Annotated in this window: 10 protein-coding genes; 7 read left to right on the top strand and 3 right to left on the bottom strand. The window is 59.6% G+C overall.

Annotated elements, in window-relative coordinates:
- Positions 1–366 precede the first annotated feature (366 nt).
- Together J2Y39_RS12340 and J2Y39_RS12335 are read right to left on the bottom strand one after the other, a co-directional pair.
- On the bottom strand, positions 367–1617 hold the full coding sequence (locus J2Y39_RS12340) for a ribonucleotide-diphosphate reductase subunit beta (RefSeq protein ID WP_016773579.1): 1251 nt from the start codon (positions 1615–1617) through the stop codon (positions 367–369).
- Positions 1618–2167: 550 nt separating this feature from the next.
- Entirely contained in the window at positions 2168–2428 is a 261-nt protein-coding gene (locus J2Y39_RS12335) for a DUF2790 domain-containing protein (protein ID WP_007912695.1), read from the bottom strand.
- Positions 2429–2851: 423 nt separating this feature from the next.
- Between J2Y39_RS12335 and acs the strand changes: the two genes are divergently transcribed.
- From acs to argR, 7 genes are all read left to right on the top strand, one after another.
- On the top strand, positions 2852–4807 hold the full coding sequence (acs, locus tag J2Y39_RS12330; protein WP_016773581.1) for an acetate--CoA ligase: 1956 nt from the start codon (positions 2852–2854) through the stop codon (positions 4805–4807).
- Positions 4808–5501: 694 nt separating this feature from the next.
- Positions 5502–6275, top strand: coding sequence for an ABC transporter substrate-binding protein (locus tag J2Y39_RS12325; RefSeq protein ID WP_041479236.1), 774 nt, complete (start codon positions 5502–5504; stop codon positions 6273–6275).
- Between the two features lie 91 nt (positions 6276–6366).
- Complete coding sequence (locus J2Y39_RS12320) at positions 6367–7056, top strand: ABC transporter permease (protein ID WP_016773583.1); 690 nt, start codon at positions 6367–6369, stop codon at positions 7054–7056.
- The gene (locus J2Y39_RS12315; RefSeq protein WP_024014019.1) at positions 7053–7751 is read left to right on the top strand and encodes an ABC transporter permease; all 699 of its coding nucleotides are present in this window, start codon (positions 7053–7055) and stop codon (positions 7749–7751) included. The genes J2Y39_RS12320 and J2Y39_RS12315 overlap by 4 nt, the downstream gene beginning before the upstream one ends.
- Before the next feature lies 1 nt (position 7752).
- Positions 7753–8865: a succinylglutamate desuccinylase/aspartoacylase family protein gene (locus tag J2Y39_RS12310; RefSeq protein ID WP_217852952.1), complete on the top strand. Its 1113-nt coding sequence runs from the start codon at positions 7753–7755 to the stop codon at positions 8863–8865.
- A gap of 27 nt (positions 8866–8892) precedes the next feature.
- Positions 8893–9657, top strand: coding sequence for an ABC transporter ATP-binding protein (locus J2Y39_RS12305; RefSeq protein WP_007912705.1), 765 nt, complete (start codon positions 8893–8895; stop codon positions 9655–9657).
- A gap of 249 nt (positions 9658–9906) precedes the next feature.
- Positions 9907–10887 carry a transcriptional regulator ArgR gene (argR, locus tag J2Y39_RS12300; RefSeq protein WP_041479242.1) on the top strand — a complete coding sequence of 327 codons (981 nt, stop codon included), beginning with the start codon at positions 9907–9909 and terminating at the stop codon, positions 10885–10887.
- A 14-nt stretch (positions 10888–10901) separates the two neighbouring features.
- Here argR and J2Y39_RS12295 read toward each other — a convergent pair whose 3' ends face one another.
- Positions 10902–18665, bottom strand: coding sequence for a dermonecrotic toxin domain-containing protein (locus J2Y39_RS12295; protein ID WP_310217825.1), 7764 nt, complete (start codon positions 18663–18665; stop codon positions 10902–10904).
- Between the last annotated feature and the right edge of the window lie 112 nt (positions 18666–18777).

Genomic DNA, 18777 nt, shown 5'->3' with positions numbered 1-18777 from the left:
ACAGAAAGGACGCCCGTCTTTGCGAAAGACGTCTTTTCCGCTACGCCAGTGCTTGAAACTCATACAGAAAACAGCTCTGTATCCTGGCGGTGCCACCGGATAATCGTTCATGACGAATTCTCCGACGTGAGGCCGTTGTAACCGTCCGAAAGATGTCTATAATCACGTCGCGCATTTTCCCAATGCATCGTGATCTGAGTTCTTCCAGTCACGGCCCGCACCCTCGGGCTTCTGTTCAATGGTGCGGTCAAGACCCGCAGCAATCGTTGGCGCGATTGCTGCGGGTTTCTTGTTTCTGCCTTCTGAATAACAGCCTTTTGATATTTTTATGGCCCTGCTGCAATTGGAGCAGCAGGGCCATATCAATCAATCCCAGCTCAACGCCCCACCAGTTTGGTATTCGATCACGCGCGTCTCAAAGAAATTCTTCTCTTTCTTCAAGTCCATAATCTCGCTCATCCAAGGGAACGGGTTAGTCGTGCCTGGATATTCCTCTTTCAAACCAATCTGCGACAAACGACGGTTAGCGATGAACTTCAGGTAGTCCTCCATCATCGCCGCGTTCATGCCCAGTACGCCGCGAGGCATGGTGTCGCGGGCGTATTCGATCTCCAGCTGGGTGCCCTGCAGGATCATCTGGGTCGCTTCTTCCTTCATTTCGGCATCCCACAGGTGTGGGTTTTCGATTTTGATCTGGTTGATCACGTCGATGCCGAAGTTCAGGTGCATGGATTCGTCGCGCAGGATGTATTGGAACTGCTCGGCGACGCCAGTCATTTTGTTGCGGCGGCCCATGGAGAGGATTTGGGTGAAGCCGCAGTAGAAGAAGATGCCTTCCAGAACGCAGTAGTAGGCGATCAGGTTGCGCAGCAACTCTTTGTCGGTTTCCGGGGTGCCGGTTTCGAACTTCGGATCGGAGATCGAGCGGGTGTACTTCAGGCCCCAGGCTGCTTTCTTCGCGACCGATGGGATCTCGTGGTACATGTTGAAGATTTCGCCTTCATCCATGGCCAGCGATTCGATGCAGTACTGGTAGGCGTGGGTGTGGATCGCTTCTTCGAAAGCCTGGCGCAGGATGTACTGGCGGCATTCCGGGTTGGTGATCAGGCGGTACACGGCCAGGACCAGGTTGTTGGCAACCAGGGAGTCGGCGGTGGAGAAGAAGCCGAGGTTGCGCATGACGATGCGGCGCTCGTCGTCGGTCAGGCCTTCCGGGTTTTTCCAGAGGGCGATGTCGGCGGTCATGTTGACTTCTTGCGGCATCCAGTGGTTCGCGCAACCGTCCAGATACTTTTGCCAAGCCCAGTCGTACTTGAATGGCACGAGTTGGTTGAGGTCGGCGCGGCAGTTGATCATGCGCTTTTCGTCAACAGCGACACGGGCGGAGGCGCCTTCGAGTTCGGCGAGGCCTTCGGCGACGTCGAGGGAGTTCAGTGCAGCCTTGGCGCGGGCCACGGCGGCCGAGTCGTCGGCGGTGACGGCGCGGGCTTCCAGCGCTGCGGCACCGCCGGCGTTGTCGAGGCGGTCCATGTTGGCTTCGCTTGCGTGGCCGGCGTTGGCGCCTTTCACGGTTGCGACTTCACTGTCTTCTTTATCGAATTCGTCCCAGCTCAGCATGACGTGTCGTCTCCTGCGTGAGGGCTTGTGCCCGTGTGAAACCTGAAGGGTTGGTTTTTCACACGGCCAAACAAGCCGCGTTGGATGTCGTTTTTTGCAGCGCTGCACGCAGGCAAATAAACAGAAATTTTGACGGGTTCCGAGAGCCTCTGATGGGCGCAATCAGCGTCTGGCACTGTTGCGGGGCTTCAGAATGGCTTTTGCTCCCTGTAAGGGAATATTGCTGACCCGTATGGGGCGGCATTATAGGGAAATTTTTACCGGCGTGGTGCGGCGAATCGGCTCATGGCGCGGCCGAGGAGGGGGTGGATTTCGGTCCGACCGAGGGATTACAGGGCTTTGCGCGGAATCGACCCGAGCAGATTTTTTTTCGTTAATTTTTTGGCAGGTGGTTTTTTGTTTAAAAAATAGCCAGAAAAGTGGGTTTTTCACTATATCTAGTGTTTTGCAAGCCTTTTTCGCGGCTCCAGACACAACTGAGCCCGACCGAAGCCGGGCTGGAATCGACCCTCAATGTGGCGTTGAGCGATCCGATTCGGTGCAGTCTGATTCAGTTCGTGCAGCCGTTGCCCATGATGCTGTAGCGCAGGATGTGGCGTTGGCCTTTGGAGTCGTCGTATTCCATTTTTGCCGGTACTACTTCGCAGACATTTGGCACTTCGCTCATCGATACAACTTTGGCGATGTCCAGATGTGTGGAGTAAGTGTATTCCTCGATTACCGGTTGTTGCTGTGCGACATCAGTCGGGACCTCGTCTGCCATGGCGGTTGCGCACAGACTGCTGAGGGCCAGAACCAATAAAGCTTTCATTTCTAATTCACCTTTTTGAGGTCGAGTGGGGTCACGCAACCTTTTTAGGGTTGCGTGTGGAGCTTGAGTATTTGATGCGTTACTTGGAGCGCTGGATTAACGGCCTTCGTGGGGGCTGTAACGTTGTTAATCGCGGTTGCCTTGTTGGCGAGGTGAATTTTAGGGCGGTGGGATGCAAGTAAACAGGGGCGGTTTTGATAAACACTTTTGATAGATTTGGTAACAATCGATTGAGGTCTTGGTGTCTGGCCGGATGGGATTTGCCTGACGGACTGCGTTGACTGCATCGCTGGCAAGCCAGCTCCCACATGGAATGCGGACATTTTGTAGGGGCTTGTTACTACCATCGTCGAATGGTTCTATGGGCCCCACCCGGCTACAACAGGGTCATACAAAAACAACTATTACACCGAGGTAGGAAAGATGAGTGCGGCTTCTCTGTATCCCGTTCGTCCCGAGGTTCTGGCTAACACGCTGACTGACGAGGCGACCTACAAAGCCATGTACCAGCAGTCGGTCGTCAACCCTGACGGCTTCTGGCGCGAGCAAGCCAAGCGTCTGGACTGGATCAAGCCCTTCACCACGGTGAAACAGACCTCGTTCGACGATCACCATGTCGACATCAAGTGGTTTGCCGACGGCACCCTGAACGTTTCCTACAACTGCCTCGACCGCCATTTGGCCGAGCGCGGCGATCAAGTCGCGATCATCTGGGAAGGCGACGATCCTTCCGAGAGCCGAAACATCACCTACCGCGAACTGCATGAGCAAGTGTGCAAACTGGCCAACGCCCTGCGTGGTCAGGACGTGCACCGTGGCGACGTGGTGACCATTTACATGCCGATGATTCCCGAAGCCGTGGTCGCCATGCTGGCCTGCACCCGGATCGGTGCGATTCACTCGGTGGTGTTCGGCGGTTTCTCGCCGGAAGCCTTGGCCGGTCGCATCATCGATTGCCGTTCGAAAGTGGTGATCACCGCTGACGAGGGTATTCGCGCCGGCAAGAAGATTTCCCTCAAGGCCAACGTCGACGACGCGCTGACCAACCCGGAAACCAGCAGCATCCAGAAGGTCATCGTGTGCAAGCGCACCGGTGGCGACATCAAGTGGAACCAGCATCGCGACATCTGGTACGAAGACCTGATGAAGGTCGCGGGCACCGTTTGCGCGCCGAAAGAGATGGGCGCCGAAGAAGCGTTGTTCATCCTTTATACCTCCGGCTCCACCGGCAAGCCGAAGGGCGTGCAGCACACCACCGGCGGTTATCTGCTGTATGCGGCCATGACCCACGAGCGCGTGTTCGACTACCGGCCGGGCGAAATCTACTGGTGCACCGCCGACGTCGGTTGGGTCACCGGCCACAGTTACATCGTCTATGGCCCGCTGGCCAATGGCGCGACCACCGTGCTGTTCGAAGGTGTGCCGAACTACCCGGATATCACCCGGGTGGCGAAGATCATCGACAAGCACAAGGTCAACATCCTCTACACCGCGCCGACCGCGATCCGCGCGATGATGGCTTCGGGTCAGGCGGCGGTTGAAGGCGCCGATGGCAGCAGCCTGCGTCTGCTCGGTTCGGTGGGCGAGCCGATCAACCCGGAAGCCTGGGACTGGTACTACAAGAATGTCGGCAAGTCGCGTTGCCCGATCGTCGATACCTGGTGGCAGACCGAAACCGGCGGCAACATGATGAGCCCGCTGCCGGGTGCTCACGCGCTGAAGCCGGGTTCGGCGGCGCGTCCGTTCTTCGGTGTGGTGCCGGCGCTGGTCGACAACCTCGGCAACATCATCGAGGGCGAGGCTGAAGGCAACCTGGTGATTCTCGATTCGTGGCCAGGCCAGGCGCGTACGCTGTACGGCGATCATGATCGTTTCGTCGATACCTACTTCAAGACCTTCCGTGGCATGTACTTCACCGGTGACGGCGCGCGTCGCGATGCCGATGGTTACTACTGGATCACCGGGCGTGTGGACGACGTGCTCAACGTTTCCGGCCACCGCATGGGTACCGCCGAGATCGAAAGCGCGATGGTCGCGCATCCGAAGGTTGCCGAAGCTGCGGTGGTGGGTGTGCCGCATGACATCAAGGGGCAGGGCATCTATGTCTATGTGACCTTGAAGAACGGCGAGGAGCCGACCGAGCAGTTGCGCCTGGAGCTGAAGAACTGGGTGCGCAAGGAGATCGGCCCGATCGCTTCGCCGGACGTGATCCAGTGGGCGCCGGGGCTGCCGAAGACCCGTTCGGGCAAGATCATGCGCCGCATCCTGCGCAAGATCGCCACGGCGGAATACGACGGGCTGGGCGACATCTCGACCCTGGCGGATCCGGGTGTGGTGCAGCATTTGATTGATACGCACAAGACCATGAATGTTGCTTAAGCGTTAGAAGCATAGGAGCCCTGTCCGGTGATGCCGGATGGGGCTTTTTTGTGCCTAGTGGATTTGTGTTGATCGGGCTGGCCTCTTCGCGAGCAGGCTCGCTCCCACAAGGAAACGGGCGCATTTCAAATGTGGGAGCGAGCCTGCTCGCGAAGGCGATCTGTCAGACACCGCAGTAGTCAGCTGTAGGAAACCGCAACACCCCAACCAATAATTATCGATCTCCCCCGTCAGACCTTTCCCGCTGTTACCCGCCACAACCCAATGTGTAACCGCCCGCGCCAAACCGGGGCGAAGAGAAACGCGGTGCGCCGTTTTTGAGCCGCCAATGCCCCGCTGAAAAATAAGACATAACGCTGCGCTTGCCGGATTAGAAGGGTTTGCGAATAATGGGCCCGCAACTTGCAATATGTATCGGTTCACTGTCTTTCGCTCTTGCATGAAATTGCAGGGCTGTCAATGAGCTCAAACCGCTTTCTCGGTGCATCTGTAATTAGTTGTCGCATTGAAGAAATATCGGCTTCGGGCCTGTCGTTAGAATGCCGATCACTCGCTCATCGTGGCTGACGTTGAAATCGCCTGCGGTTTCAACGGGAAATTTCCGCCGATGCGCAACCGATTTCCGATTCACCCATTCGCATATTGGGCTGTCGCTCACTCTGCCGTTTTTGCCCTTTACCGATGGAGTCCCAAGATGAAGAAACTTGTGCTGCTTGGCGCCCTGGCACTGTCCGTGCTGTCGATGAATGCCTTCGCTGACGAAAAACCGCTGAAGATCGGCATCGAAGCGGCTTACCCTCCATTCGCTTCGAAAGCACCGGACGGCAGCATCGTCGGTTTCGACTACGACATCGGCAACGCGCTGTGCGAAGAAATGAAGGTCAAGTGCGTGTGGGTCGAGCAAGAGTTCGACGGCCTGATCCCGGCTCTCAAAGTGCGCAAGATCGACGCGATCCTGTCGTCGATGTCGATCACCGAAGATCGCAAGAAGTCGGTCGACTTCACCAACAAGTACTACAACACCCCGGCGCGTCTGGTCATGAAGGCCGGCACTCAGGTCAGCGAAGGTCTGGCTGAACTGAAGGGCAAGAACATCGGCGTACAGCGTGGCTCGATCCACGAGCGTTTCGCCCGCGAAGTTCTGGCTCCATTGGGCGCCGAGATCAAGCCGTACGGCTCGCAGAACGAAATCTACCTCGACGTGGCTGCCGGTCGCCTCGACGGTACCGTGGCTGACGCTACCCTGCTCGACGACGGCTTCCTGAAAACCGACGCCGGCAAAGGCTTCGCGTTCGTCGGCCCGGCCTTCACCGACGTCAAATACTTCGGCGACGGCGTAGGTATCGCGGTGCGCAAGGGCGACGCCCTGAAAGACAAGATCAACACTGCCATCGCGGCCATCCGCGAGAACGGCAAATACAAGGCAATCCAGGACAAGTACTTCGCCTTCGATATCTACGGCAAGTAACACGTCTCTGCGACAAGTCCGAAATGGCGCAAGCAACAGAATCTCTGCGGTTTGCGCCATTTTTTCATCCCAACTTTCGAGGACCTGAATCATGTTGAAAGGCTACGGGGCTGTCATCCTCGATGGCGCATGGCTGACGCTTCAGCTCGCCTTGTCGTCCATGGCTCTGGCCATCGTTCTCGGGCTGATCGGTGTCGCGTTGCGCCTGTCGCCGGTGCGCTGGCTGGCGTGGCTGGGCGACCTGTATTCGACGGTGATCCGCGGCATTCCCGACCTGGTGCTGATCCTGCTGATCTTCTACGGCGGTCAGGACTTGCTCAACCGCGTTGCGCCGATGCTCGGCTATGACGACTACATCGATCTGAACCCGCTGGCCGCCGGTATCGGCACCCTCGGTTTCATCTTCGGTGCGTACCTCTCGGAAACCTTCCGTGGTGCGTTCATGGCGATCCCCAAGGGCCAGGCCGAAGCGGGCATGGCGTACGGCATGAGCAGTTTTCAGGTGTTCTTCCGGGTGATGGTGCCGCAGATGATTCGTCTGGCGATTCCCGGCTTCACCAACAACTGGCTGGTACTGACCAAGGCCACCGCGCTGATTTCCGTGGTCGGTCTGCAAGACATGATGTTCAAGGCCAAGCAGGCGGCGGATGCCACGCGCGAGCCTTTCACCTTCTTCCTCGCAGTGGCGGCGATGTACCTGGTGATCACCAGTGTTTCGTTGCTGGCATTGCGTCACCTTGAGAAGCGCTACTCGGTAGGCGTAAGGGCGGCTGATCTATGATCTTCGACTACAACGTCATCTGGGAGGCACTGCCGCTGTACTTCAGCGGCCTGCTGACCACCCTCAAACTGCTCGCGCTGTCGCTGTTCTTCGGTTTGCTCGCGGCGTTGCCGCTGGGGCTGATGCGCGTCTCGAAAAACCCGTTCGTCAATGGCGCCGCGTGGCTGTACACCTACGTGATTCGTGGCACGCCGATGCTGGTTCAGCTGTTCCTGATCTACTACGGTCTGGCCCAGTTCGAAGCGGTGCGCGAAAGCTTCCTGTGGCCGTGGCTGTCCAGCGCAACGTTCTGCGCCTGCCTGGCTTTTGCCGTGAACACCAGCGCCTACACCGCAGAAATCATTGCCGGCAGCCTCAAGGCCACGCCGAACGGTGAGATCGAAGCGGCCAAGGCCATGGGCATGTCGCGCTTCAAACTGTACAAGCGCATCCTGCTGCCGTCGGCCCTGCGCCGCGCGCTGCCGCAGTACAGCAACGAAGTGATCATGATGCTGCAGACCACCAGTCTGGCGTCGATCGTGACCCTGATCGACATCACTGGCGCGGCACGTACCGTCAACGCGCAGTTCTACCTGCCGTTCGAGGCGTACATCACCGCTGGCGTGTTCTACCTGTGCCTGACCTTCATTCTGGTCAAGCTGTTCAAACTGGCCGAGCGTCGCTGGTTGAGCTACCTCGCGCCACGGAAGCACTGATATGCAACGCATCGACCACGTATTGCCGTGGAGCCACCTGGGCAGCGAGCGCAAGGTTTCGGTTTTCCGTTTTGGTAGCGGCGAGCGCAAGGCCTACATCCAGGCCAGCCTGCACGCCGATGAACTGCCGGGCATGCGCACCGCCTGGGAGCTGAAAAAGCGCCTCGGCGAACTCGAAGCCCAAGGCTTGCTCAACGGCGTGATCGAGCTGGTGCCGGTGGCCAATCCGATCGGCCTCGGGCAATTGCTGCAAGGCAATTTCCAGGGCCGTTTCGAGGCGGGCAGCGGCAAGAATTTCAATCGTGATTTCGTCGAGCTCAGCGCGCCGGTCGCGGCGGCACTGGGCGACAAGCTCGGTGATGATCCCCATGCCAACGTGCGCCTGATCCGCCAGGCAATGGCCGACCACCTGGCCGGATTGCCTGAAGCGAGCAGCCAGTTGCAGGGCATGCAGCGTGTGCTGCTCAGCCACGCCTGCACCGCCGATGTGGTGCTGGACCTGCACTGCGATGCCGAAGCCGCGCTGCACATGTATGCGCTGCCGCAGCACTGGCCGCAGTGGCGTTCGCTGTCGGCACACCTGAACGTCAAGGTAGGTTTGCTCGCGGAAGATTCCGGCGGCAGCTCCTTCGATGAAGCCTGCTCGTTGCCATGGCTGCGCCTGTCGCGGCAGTTCCCCGAGGCGCAGATTCCGCTGGCGTGTCTGGCGACGACGATCGAGCTGGGCGGGCAGGCCGACACCGGCCGCGTCGAAGCCGAGGCTTATGCTGAAGGCATTCTGGCGTTCCTTGCCGAGCAAGGTCTGATCACCGGCGAGTGGCCGGACCCGGCCTTCGAACCGTGCGAAGGCATGCCCTTCGAAGGCACCGAATTGTTGTTCGCACCGCACCCCGGTGTGGTGAGTTTTTCCCGCAGGCCTGGCGAATGGGTCGAGGCGGGCGATGAGATTTTTCAAGTGATCGACCCTGTGTCCGATCGGGTCAGCACGGTATGTGCTGGTACGTCCGGGGTGCTGTTTGCCATTGAACGGCTGCGCTATGCCCAACCCGGTTTCTGGCTGGCCAAGGTGGCGGGGCGCGAAGCGCTGCGTCACGGGCGCTTGCTCAACGACTGACTGACTGTTTTTGTGAGAACCGACCGCATGTACAAACTTGAAGTCCAAGACCTGCATAAACGCTATGGCAGTCACGAAGTGCTCAAGGGCGTGTCCCTGAAAGCCGCCGCCGGCGATGTGATCAGCATCATCGGCTCCAGTGGCTCCGGCAAAAGTACTTTCCTGCGTTGCATCAACCTGCTCGAGCAGCCGCACGCCGGCAAGATCCTGCTCAACAACGAAGAGCTGAAACTGGTGGCGAACAAGGATGGCGCGCTGAAAGCCGCTGATCCAAAACAGCTGCAGCGCATGCGTTCGCGCCTGTCGATGGTGTTCCAGCATTTCAATCTGTGGTCGCACATGACCGCGATTGAAAACATCATGGAAGCGCCGGTGCACGTGCTCGGCGTACCCAAGTACGAAGCGCGCGAAAAAGCCGAGTACTACCTGAACAAGGTTGGCGTGGCCCATCGCAAAGACGCGTTCCCGGGGCACATGTCCGGCGGCGAACAGCAGCGTGTGGCTATTGCCCGTGCGTTGGCGATGGAGCCGGAGGTGATGCTGTTCGACGAACCGACCTCGGCCCTTGACCCGGAACTGGTCGGCGACGTGCTGAAAGTCATGCAGGCGCTGGCGCAGGAAGGCCGCACCATGGTCGTGGTGACCCACGAAATGGGCTTCGCCCGTGAAGTGTCGAACCAGCTGGTGTTCCTGCACAAAGGCGTCGTCGAAGAAAGCGGCAACCCGCGCGAAGTGCTGGTCAACCCGCAGTCGGAGCGCTTGCAGCAGTTCCTGTCGGGCAGCCTGAAATAAATCAGGGCTGCCGTTGTGCACCAGATTAGGTCATGCTTCGCGATCTTCTGGCTGGCTCAGATCCCTGTGGGAGCGAGCCTGCTCGCGAAAGCGGTACAACAGCCAGCAATTATGTTGACTGGTACACCGCCTTCGCGAGCAGGCTCGCTCCCACATTCTGATCTTCACCGGTTTCAGGATTTGTGTTCATTTCCGGGCTAGCATTGGCCCATGCCTTCATCACCGTTGTTCGTTTCGGATTGCCCGCCCATGACTGCCCATCGAATTGGTTTCCTGATTTGGCCCAGCACTAAAGCGTTGACGCTGGCGCTGGCGGAGGAGGCCTTGCGTGTTGCGCAGCGGGTGCACCCGGACGTGGTTTACGAACTGTCGTTCTTGCAGGCCGAGCCGCAGACCGAAGGGGCCTGGCAATTGCCCGGCGAACCCTGGGCCGGCAAGCTCGAGAATTTCCAGAAACTGTTCCTGCTCGCCGACGAGCCGCCGACCACCCTGGCGCCGGCGCTGAGCAGTGCGCTCAAGCAACTGGTGCGTGCCGGTTGCGTGATCGGTGGTCTGTCGGCCGGTGTCTATCCGCTGGCGCAGCTCGGTTTGCTCGACGGTTATCGCGCCGCCGTGCACTGGCGCTGGCAGGACGATTTCGCTGAGCGCTTCCCGAAAGTCATCGCCACCAGTCATCTGTTCGACTGGGATCGCGATCGTCTGACCGCCTGCGGTGGCATGTCGGTGCTCGACCTGCTGCTGGCGGTGCTGGCCCGCGATCACGGCGCGGAACTGGCCGGTGCGGTGTCGGAAGAACTCGTGGTCGAGCGCATCCGCGAGGGCGGTGAGCGTCAGCGCATCCCGTTGCAGAATCGCCTCGGCTCCAGTCATCCGAAGCTCACCCAAGCGGTGTTGCTGATGGAAGCCAACATCGAAGAGCCGCTGACCACCGACGAAATCGCCCAGCACGTGTGCGTATCCCGTCGGCAGCTGGAACGGATCTTCAAGCAATACCTCAACCGCGTGCCGAGCCAGTACTACCTGGAATTGCGCCTGAACAAGGCCCGGCAGATGTTGATGCAGACCAGCAAGTCGATCATCCAGATCGGCCTCTCGTGCGGCTTCTCCTCGGGGCCGCATTTCTCCAGCGCCTATCGCAATTTCTTCGGTGCCACGCCGCGCGAAGATCGCAACCAGCGGCGCAGCAGCAGCCCGTTCGAATTGTCGTCAGTGCCGCCGGAGCGTGGCTGAGCGCGGATCGACCCTCAATCGATTTCCATGCCGCCGGAGAAATCATGGAAATCCTCAATCGTCTGATACGCGGTGTCGTTGCTCGACTGCTGCTCCAGCAGGCGCAATTGATACGCCGCCTCATACCGCTGCAGGCGCTGCAAACTTTCGGCAGTCAGCGGGTTGTCGCTGAAGTCGTATTCGGTCAGCACGTCGCCGGGCTGTAGGGGAAACTCGCCCGGCAACTCGGTGATCGCGTTTCCGGACAAGTCGGCGTACATCAATCGAGGCAGTCCGAACAGGCCGTCAGGCACCTTGCTCAAGGCACAGTTGCCCAGACGCACATCGGTCATCTGCGGGAAATGACTCAGATCCGGAGCGATGTTGAGCGGATTGTCGCTCAGGTCCACGGAACTCAGGTTTCTCAGCGTTGCGAATGCTTCTGCGGTCTGCGCAGTCAACGTGATCTCACAGCCCGGCAGATACAGGCTGCGCAGCCTTTCCATGGCGAAAATCGGGACGGGAATCTCGCCCAGCGGATAATTGCGGATGTCGATGCCTTTGAGCTTCGGGAACAGCTCCAGCAGACGATCGATCCGAGGCGCAGCGGACGCTGTGGTGGTCAGCTTCAATTGTTCGATGTGGTCGAAACGCGCGGTCAGCGGCGGCAGCTCACCGGTAAACGACAACTCGCAGCTGACCCTTGGCCCTGTCAGGAACGAGGGCGCACGGCGCAGGTCGTCTTCGAGGCTTTGCCTGAAGTGCTGGCGGTTGAGTCTTTCCCTGGCTGCCGCTTCGGTCGCAAGCGGCATCTGCGTGTGAGTATCGTTGGGAGTCTCGTTGGCCCAGCTATCCAGGCGTTCGAGCAGGCTGGTGAGCTCGGTTTTGCGGCGCATCAGCTCAACACGTCCATCGGCCAGCGTGCCCGCAAGCTTGTAGACCAGATCGTTGGCATCGAAGCCGAACAGCGATGGATAAAGGCTTTGCGCCAGATCGATGTCTTGTTGTTGGACCCAGACACCGAAGTTGTCAGCCTTGGCCTGGAATGCGGCCTTGATCCGTTCTCTGGAAGCAACCGACAAAGGGTTGCCGCCCAGTTCAATACCGCGATCGGAATACTGCGTCAGTTGCGCCGGCAATTCGCTGATGTTGTTGTCGCTCAGCAACGCGACTTCCAGGTGCGGCAGCTGTTCCAGCCCGGCGGGAACACTATCGATGCCGGTGTTGATCAGGTCGATGAACGTCAGGTTCTGCAGGGTCGATAGATCGGGCGTCACCTGCAGAGGGTTGCTATACAAGTCCAGAGATTTCAATCGGGTCATCGTGGACAGGATCGCCTGTCCGGCAGGATCCAGAGTGATCTGGCACTTGCTCAGCATCAACCTCTCAAGCAACGGCAGGCTTGGCAGCGATTGGGGTATCCGGCCCAAGGCGAAATCCTGCAGTTCCAGTCCGCGCAGGCCACTGAAGCTTCGGAAAAAACCATCGGGAATGTTCAGCCCCGGATTGCCCTGAAGGTTGAGATGCGTGATGTGGCTGAAGTCAGCGGTCAGTTCCGGCAATTCGCCGGTGAATGTCGCATCGGCTTCGAAAGTATTGAACCGCAGGGCTGAGTTTTCGTTTTGCCGGCCGCGCCAGAGTTTCTCAAGGTCGCTGCTGAATCTTTGTCTGGCGGCGAGTTCTGCAAATCTTTCCGGCGCAGTCCAGGGCAGCTCTGTCGAAGGGTTGTTGACCGGCAAGCGCGCGCTCCATGTGTTGAGATCACTGGTCATGCGGGCGATTTCCGCCTCCCATCTGATCAGTTGCGCCGTGCCGGTCTGTAATGTCCCGGGCAGGCGATAAATCATGTTGATCGCAGCGTTTTCGCCCAGTCGCGGGAACAGTCTCTGCGCCATGGCAATGTCAGCCGATGCCGGCTTGATCCGGAAGTTGCGCCCTTGTGCGGCGTAGTAGCGCTTGACGCGCTCGCGGGCATTCATGGACAGAGGATTGTCGTTCAGATAGACGCTGTCGGCCCGCTCGGGATGCAAACTGAAAACAGCGTCGGGCAGCACGGTTATCTGGTTGTTATTGAGATGGAGCTCTCGCAGCAGCGGATGCTCGGCGATGCCCTTCGGCACGCTCGTCAGTTCGCTATGGCCGAGCGAGAAGTTCGTCACCTTGGGCAGGATTGTCAGGTCTGGCGCGTTTGTCAGTGGGTTATGGCTCAGATCGAGCAACCGCAACTCGGGCAGCGCGCCAAGTACCTGCTGCCCGGCAGGGGTAAGCGTCAGCGCGCAGTCATTGAGTTTGAGCTCTTTGAGATAGTGCAGACGGCTGACGAATAGAGGGATGTCATAGAGTGTGAAAGCTTTCAGTTCCAGCATCTGAAGATTCGGGAACAAGGCAGCGAACGGCTCCAGTCCCGCGATCGTCACGTTGCCCGCCAGCTTGAGGCTGGTAACGTGATCGAAGTTGACCGTCAGGCGCGGCATTTCGCCGAGGAACTTGAGGTCTGCCGCGAAAGAAGTCGTGCGCCTGCCGGTACCCATCGATCTTTCGCCCCAGAAATCCTTTATCAATTGCTTGAAGTCCGAGCGTGCGGATCGTAGCGCCAAACGCTCGCTTGCGCTCAAGGCCTGACCGGTAACCGGGTGCGCAGACGGCGTTGCCAAGGCCCAGCGGGTCAGGTCATCGCGCATCTGTTGCTGTTCTGCTTGCCAGCGAAGCAGCTGTTGGCGACCGTCGGCCAGGTCGCCGGGCAAGTCGTAAATCATCTCGCTGGCCTCTTGCTTGTTCAGACCGGGAAACAACTGCCGGGCGAGGCTCACGTCCGGCTCGGCCGCCAGTACGTCGAAGTCGTTGCGATGGAGGCGGTAGTAGTTTTTGATCTGGTTGCGGGTGGCGGCCGATAGCGGGTTGTCGGCAAGGTCAATGCCGTCACTGCGCTCGGCGGGGAGGTCGAACAGCGCCTCGGGCAGTTGCGTGATGCGGTTGCCTGCGAGCACTGCGGTTCGCAACCCCGGATGGCTGGCCAGTCCTTCGGGAACGACGGTCAGCCCGCAGTTGGACAGATCGAGATAGATCAATTCGGGCAACAAATTCAGGTCGGGGAACGTACCCAACGGATTGTCGCTCAGGTCCAGCGAGTCGAGGCTGCCAAGTGACAGCAGCGCAGCCTGATTTTCCGGGGTCATGACCACGCCACAATTTTTCAGCTCCAGATCGCTCAGTTGAGGCAGTTTTGCTTCGCCCAGCGCAAGCGGTCCCAGTTCGAAACCGCTCATTTTCAGCTTGGCAAGGTTGGGGAAGCACTCCACGAAGCGCAGGGCGGCGGTGCTAATGGCGGTGCCGGTGAGGTTCAGCTGCGTCGCGCGCTCGAGACCGGCGCTGAGTATCGGCATATCCCCACTGAACGTCGCCGTTGCCCTGAGTTCTTCAAGGCGCGGGTACAGGGGCGGGCTGCGCCAGAATTGCTCGATCTGTTGCGCAAAGGATCGCCGGGCCTCCAGTTCGCGGGCCTGTGCCTCGAGGGGAAGACGTTCCCCCGACTCAGAGGCGGTCACGGTGGCCTGGTTGATCCATTGACTGAGTTCGAGATTCAGCACGCCGAGTTCGTTTTCCCAGCGGGACAACTGTGCGCCGCACTCCGCCAATGGCCCGGGCAATCGGTACAACACCTGTGTTGCGCCTTCCGTGTCGAGGGATGGAAACAAGGCGATGGTGCGTTGCAGATCCTCCTGCACGGGCCGGACGCCGAAGTGCCTTCCGGTGTGCTCGTAGAACACTTTTACCCGCTCGCGAGAAGCCGCCGTCAACGGATTGTCGGCGAAGGTATAACCATCGCTGAGGGAGCTTGCCAGGTTGAAAAAACTGTCCGGTATCCGCGTGATGCGGTTGCGATCGAATTGCGCCGAAATCAGGCGCGGATGATCCAGCAGATCGTCGGGCACCGTGTGAATGCCGGTATCCGACAGGTTCACGTAGCGCAACGAAGGCAGTGTATGCAGGTCCGGAGGCAGGCCCAGCGCATTGCCTTGCAGATCGAGCAGGGTGAGCTGCGGCATGGCTGCGAGCACCGACTCTGTGACCGTCGTCAGACTGATCCGACAATTGCGTAAGCGCAATTCGCGCAGCGAGCGCATCGAAGTCAGTGCTTGCGGCAGGCTCGATAGATTGAGGTTGCGCGCATCGATATTCTGCAACTGGCTGAAGGACTGCAGAAAGCTGTCGACGGAGGTGGTCATCGGGCTGCCATCAATGGCGAGCGAGGTGATATGGCTGAAGTCTGCTGACAACACGGGCAAGTCGCCCATCACCGCAGGTGTAAGGCGCAAGGCGTATCCGGCGGCAAAGCCTTGGTGATTGATACCCGTGACGTGCCCCCGTCTCCAGGCTTTGAGCAATTGCTCCCTGAGCAGCCTGCGATTCTGGATTTCGGCGCGCTTCTCCAGCGAGGTGAGCGCCGTGCCGGTTTCCGGATGCACGGCGGGCGGATTGTTGGCCCAGACATGCAGTTCGTTCTGCAATTGCAGGTAGTCATTTTGCAAACGAAGCATTTCGGCGCGCGGGCCTGCGGGACTGCTTCGCATGCTTTCGGCGAGGAAGCGCACTTCATGGTTCGACATGCGTGGATAGAGCACCCGGATGTCTTCTTCGAGGGTGTGCGGCTGGTAAGCGGGGCGTGGCGGACGCGGAGCATGGGCGTAACCGTCGGTACCGAGCAGGCGCAGGGTGTCGACAGCCGGCGCTCGGGACGGCGTATCGGCAATCACCTGACGCCACTCGTTGCGCTCGAGCGTGCGTTCACGAATGGCCGCCTTCAGCGCCTGACCCTGGCCGATCCGCATGTCCAGGCTCTGGCGCTCGCTGTCGGGCAATGCGTACAACAGGCTGGAATAGAAATCAGCGAACGAATGCAGCTGCTGCCCACGATCGTCATAAGGTTGGTATTGGCCATCGTCGCGGCGAACCAGCACCTTGTATTCGGGCGCATCGTCACGGCCGATCGTGTCCAGTAACCGGCCCTCGTAGCGCCCGTCACGGATTTCGATGCGTACATCGCCGCTCCAGCCCTGCAACAATTTGAGGCTGTGCAGCGCCAGAGAATCAGAGTCGTGATTGCTCACCGAGGCCAGCTCAAGGCCTTCATACGCGCGGGTAAGGCGCACCTCGTCACTGGCCATCTGCATGAGTGCCTGCTGGCGCGGGGGCAATCGTCCTTCGCTGATCTGCAACAGTTCGCTGCCGGTCGCGGTATCGAGCAGTTCGCGGGTAATGCTGGCCGGCAATTGCGGAGGGTGAATCTTGAGTCGAGCGGCCAGCGGGTCGTCGAGGTGCTGGAGGGCTTGATAGCGCGACTCGAACAGCGCGCTGGTGTTGCGTCTGGCGAGGTCGGCCAGTTGTTTGCGCAGGTTGTGGCTGCGGACCTCGATGGACGGCGTCGGTCCCGCGAAGGGCTCGTCCAGCAAGGTTTTGATCTGCGTCTCGTCGAGGGCTTGGAGCAGGGTTTTGAGCACGTCGCCACCGGCCAGCGTGTCGTGGCGTAGTTCGATTACCGGCAGGCTTGTGTCGGCAGACGATTGCCACAGTTGCTCGCCTTGGCGATCGAGCAGACGCAGGCACTGGTCGCCTGGCCAGCGGCCGTATTCGCTGAGCACCTGCAGCTGCATGACCGGGTCGGCGCGCAAAAAAACTTCAGCGTCAGCGCTGTCGAGCTGGTCGATGAAGCGTTGCAACTGCTGATCAATCTTGAAGCGCTGGATGCTGTCGGCCAGCAGAGGCGGGACCTTTTCCTGCTCGACATGCATTTTGCGCAACGCGTCTTCGCTGGTTCCGCTGATCTGCAGCACGGTTTCGCGCTCGCTCGCGGACAAGCTCTCGACCGCAGGGCCGATACGGCGCAGCGCGGTTGCGACATCCCATTCCAGCGGTTGCTCCAGTTCAGTGTGCCAGGCGCCTTCGCCATTGTGGCGCAGCACCGGTTGGTAAGCGTCGGGGCGACTCGGATGTTCGATGCGGTACTGCCCCGGCACCTGACTTTTCGTGACCGCAAAGTGCGCGTCCTCCAAGGGCAGCAGAAGCTTGTCCTCATGCGCATGCAAACCCAGGGCATCGGGTTGCGAATCGGCACTCGGGCGCTGCGGATGTTTGTAGCGTTCGAGATCCGGTTGCCAGTAGCGGGTGTCACCATTGGCCAGTTGTACCGGTTTGAAGCGGTCGATGAACGCCACGATTTCCTTGGGCAATATCTTGCGGAACTCGGCCGCGCCAATCGCACCGCCGACGGCGAACATGCCCAACTGGATCATCGATTCCACGGTTCCCATCAGGTGTTCGACCGCCTCGGTCGTGCGCCCCTGCGCCCACTCGACAATGCCTTCGAATACTTCATTGAGCATCTGATAGGCCATGTACGCCATCATCGCTTCACCGAGCACCGGCACGAACGGCGCGACGATCATTGCGGCGGTCTGGGCGATGGAAGAGAGGATGTTGACCAGCGAATCCCAGAACGCCCAGCGCGCCCTTTGATCAACCAGGGCAGTCGGTACGGCAATGGTTCGGGCGTCATTGAAAATCTTGTTCAGTTTTGCCTGGTACAGGTGTTGCCACACATCGTCGTAAAACGGCGTCAGCGCAGTCTGCAGATCGGGCCGCTCCACTGCGGCTTCGCGCCATGCCGGCCGAGGGTCGCCGGGTTCGTGCGGGTGCCAGCGGATTTCACTCAGCCGGCTGTTGAGGGTGCTGAAGAAGAAACCGCGCTGGTCGTGGTTGACGAAGCGGCTGAAGAATTGCTGATAGTCCCTGGCGCGCAACTGGCGCGTCAGCTCCACGACCATTTCCAATGGCGAGGCGTACTCCTTGAACGGATGTTCGGGGTCATCCGGGACGTAGGCGACGACGCGCGCTGCATTGCGTGTCATGTACAGGTCCGGGGCGAATACCACGATGCCGGTGAGCGGTGCGCAAAGCATCGTCATGTCATGACACAGCAGCGGGGCGCCGTGCACATGCAGGCCTTTCACACCGTCGAGCATGGCTTCGATCAGGCGTACCGCGTTTTCCGACACGTCGCGGTTCATCCGCGCCCATTGCAGGGCCGATTTCATCGCGGCCTTCTGGCTGGCGTCGATCTTGCCGCGCAAGACCGACGCGACCATCGGATCGGAGTAGCCCAGATTGTCTTCCAGACTGGCTTTGTATTTCGCGCCGATATCCAGTCGACGGCACAGTTTTGTGAATGCGGGAATGCTCAGTTTCGCCTTGATGTCGGGCAGGGTTTCAAACTGTCCTGTAGCCGAAGGTGCGCTAGTAAATGTCGACTCGGCTTCGAAGGCGTCGTCTTCGGTTTCCCTTTCTTCGAAGTTATGCAGTGCCGCCTCAAGCAGTGACACGGACCAGGCGCGGGCGCCGGTGCGGATCGGAAACCATGGGGTGGTGGCAGGAATGTACAGGCGCACGTAGGTGTTTCTGACATCCAGTTCCAGATCGAAGCAGCTTTTCAGCTCGGCCTTGAGCAGGGGCTCGGCGAAGGCGGCAGCGTCCTGCAAGTGCTCAAGGCTCTTGTCGACCCGGCTCTGCGCGGTGATATGCGCCGCCCCAAGGCTTTTCATCAACGCGTGCTGTTCGGCTGGCGCGACCTTGAGCGCGGCCGGCTGTTGCGGGACGCTGTTCTTCAGCGCTTCGCGCCGCGTGGCTGAGGTGTCGCCCAGCCAGGCCGGAATCGCGTTTTTCAGTGGTTGGTAATGCTCGTCCGCATGTTGCGCGTCATGTACGGCGTCCGGGGTTGTCGATGGGGGTGCTTCAGACAAATGCATGGCCATTCCTTGGCGTTGGGAAGAACCCTCAGCAAATCAGCGGCAAGCGACCACCGTGCGGTAGATATTTATGTCTCTGCCGTGGGGGCTGACTTGGTATCCTGCGCGACCT

The sequence above is a fragment of the Pseudomonas sp. 2957 genome (genome assembly GCF_031456345.1).
GTDB lineage: Bacteria > Pseudomonadota > Gammaproteobacteria > Pseudomonadales > Pseudomonadaceae > Aquipseudomonas > Aquipseudomonas siliginis.
This window is presented reverse-complemented; position numbering and strand designations above follow the sequence as displayed.